Below are 2,558 nucleotides of genomic sequence, written 5' to 3'. Positions count from 1 at the left end.
GGCGCCCACCACGGTCCGCAGGCCCTCGACCGCCTCGCGCACGTCCCGCGCCGTGCCCGCCGCCGGGCGCGGCCGGGGCGCGTACAGCACCTGTTCCACCGCGTCCGCCACCCGGTGCACCGCGGCCCCGGCCGCCGGATCCAGCCGCCCGAGCCGCACGATCCGGTCGGCGGCCTTGCGTGGGGTCAGCGACTCGTCCGGCGGGATGCCGTGGTCCCAGGCGCTGTCCGTCAGCTCCTGCCAGGCGGCCAGGGTGTGCGCCGCCGCGCCCTGCGGGGTCCGGCCGTGCCCGCCCAGCCGCAGCGCGCGCGTCCGCCGCCGCCACAGCAGGGGCGACAGCGGCACCGCCAGGACCAGCAGCGCCCCCACCCCGATCAGCGGCCACGACGACACGGACTGGTGGGTGTGGCCGCAGGACCGGGGCCGGCGCGTCCCCTCGGCGCAGCTCTCGCTCGGCGAGGCCGCCGCCGAGGGCGCCGAGGACGCGTGCCGGGACGGCCGCGCCTCGTCCGGCAGCGAGCTGCCGGGGGTGTCGGTCTGGGTGTACGACGGCGTGGTGCCCCGGGTCGGGGTGGGCTCGAAACGGGTCCAGCCCACGCCCTCGAAGTACAGCTCGGGCCAGGCGTGCGCGTCCCGCTGGTTCACCGCCACCGTGCCGTCGGACTGCGGGCTGCCCGGCGCGAAGCCCACCGCGACCCGGGCCGGGATGCCGAGCGTGCGGGCCATCGCCGCCATCGCGAAGGAGAAGTGGACGCAGAAGCCCTGCTTCTTCTCCAGGAAGTTCGCGATGGCGCGCGGACCCTGGCCGGCCTCCACCTGGGTGTCGTACTGGAAGCCCCCCGTGACGGCGAAGTAGTCCTGGAGCTTGACGGCCTCCTCGTAGTGGCTGCTCGCGCCCGCGGTGACCTCCTTCGCGGTGCGGGCCACCACCTTCGGCAGCGAGGACGGCACCTTCGTGTACCGCTCCCACAGGGCCGCCGGCGGTGGCGGCGCGGCGGCCAGCTGCTCCGCGGTCGGCTTCACGTCCAGGCTCGTGACCTCGTAGCGCTCGCCCCGCGTGGTCTGGCCGTGGTCGCCGGCCAGGGTCATCCCGACCGGCTCGTACCGCCAGCGGCCGCTGGCCTTCACCCGGCTCGGCGGGTAGGGCATCGGCAGCGAGTCCTGGGCGTAGGTGTCCGCCGCGGTGATCGTCGTCCGTATCGTGTCGCGCCGGACGCTCTCGTCCAGACCGGCCGGCGTGGGCAGCGGGTCCGGCACGTCGAAGTAGTCGTGCGCGGACGCCTTCCACGTGGTGCCGTCGAAGTCGTCCAGGGAGACGATCCGCAGATACAGGTCGGACAGGTCGTTGGTGCTGGTCTTCAGGGACAGCACCAGGCGGTCGTCGTTCGTGTTCAGGTCGTCGTGCAGCGACACCAGCGGGTCCACCGCCGAGACCGTGCCCACGCCGCCCGCCCCCACGCCCTTGCGGGCCCGCTCCAGCAGGCCGCCGGGCACGACCGAGGGGCGGCCACCTTGCGGTGGCCGCCCCTCATGTGTGTCTCGGGGTCAGCGGCCCTGTTCGTCCCGGCGCCGCTGCCAGCGGTCCTCTATCCGGTCCATCATGGAGCGTCTGGGCCGCACCTGCCGACGGGCGAGACCCGGTGGCTGCTCGCCCGGTTTGGGGGCCTTGCGCCAGCCGGTGACGGCCAGCACCGCACAGCCCAGCATGACGAGGAAACCCACCACACTGACCCAGATCAGCTGCATGACCATTCCGGTCATGAGGAGCGCGATACCGATGAGGAAGCCCGCGACCGCCTGGTAGACCCGCCGGCGGGTGTACGTCCGCAGCCCGTTTCCCTCAAGCGCCGACGCGAACTTGGGATCTTCGGCGTACAGCGCTCGCTCCATCTGCTCGAGCATGCGCTGCTCGTGCTCCGAGAGCGGCACGGAGTCCTCCTCATCGTGCAGTCGCCGGGGCGACCCGGGGGGTCCCTTCAGGATAGGCAGGGAATCGCCCCCGTGAAACCCGCCCCTCTACGCCAATTGGCCAACCGGATTCCGTCATGGCCGTCCGGCTCGCTGAGGCTTCCATTCCCCGGCGGCCGTCTCGTCATGCCGAGCGGTGTACCTCGATCATACGGCGCAAACCGCTCGATCGGGGGGCCTGTGGCGTACTCCATCCGCGGCCGAGGCGCTGATCAGTGCCTGTTCCCGATGGTGCACTCAGGGCGCACACGGCCCCCATGGCGCTCAGCTCCCGGCGGCACCGGCGGTCTCACCGAGCACGTGGAGCTGGGTGGCGACGGAGTGGAACGCGGGCAGTTCGGCCGCCGCGGCCTCCAGCCTCAGCAGCGCGTCCACGGCACCGGGCTCGGTGTCCACCAGGACGCCGGGCACCAGGTCGGCGAAGACCCGCACGCCGTGCACCGCGCCGACCCGCAGTCCGGCGCCCTCGACCAGCGCGGTGAGCTGCTCGGCGGTGAACCGGCGGGGCATCGGGTCGCCGCTGCCCCAGCGGCGACCCGATGCCCCCGCCAGGCCGTGCTTCTTCAGCTGCTGCACGACCTTCGGGAAGA

The 2,558-nt window shown here is 73.4% G+C and carries 2 protein-coding genes and 1 pseudogene; all 3 read right to left on the bottom strand.

The window, feature by feature from the left end:
- On the bottom strand, positions 1-1,494 hold a 1,494-nt coding region (locus tag H5J33_RS30755; RefSeq protein ID WP_181798048.1), incomplete at its 3' end, for a DUF3488 and transglutaminase-like domain-containing protein.
- A gap of 51 nt (positions 1,495-1,545) precedes the next feature.
- The gene (locus H5J33_RS30750; protein ID WP_181798047.1) at positions 1,546-1,929 is read right to left on the bottom strand and encodes a DUF3040 domain-containing protein; all 384 of its coding nucleotides are present in this window, start codon (positions 1,927-1,929) and stop codon (positions 1,546-1,548) included.
- A gap of 303 nt (positions 1,930-2,232) precedes the next feature.
- A pseudogene (locus H5J33_RS30745) lies at positions 2,233-2,558 on the bottom strand (SAM-dependent methyltransferase); the annotation flags it as partial.

The sequence above is a fragment of the Streptomyces sp. WELS2 genome (genome assembly GCF_013870595.1).
GTDB lineage: Bacteria > Actinomycetota > Actinomycetes > Streptomycetales > Streptomycetaceae > Streptomyces.
This window is presented reverse-complemented; position numbering and strand designations above follow the sequence as displayed.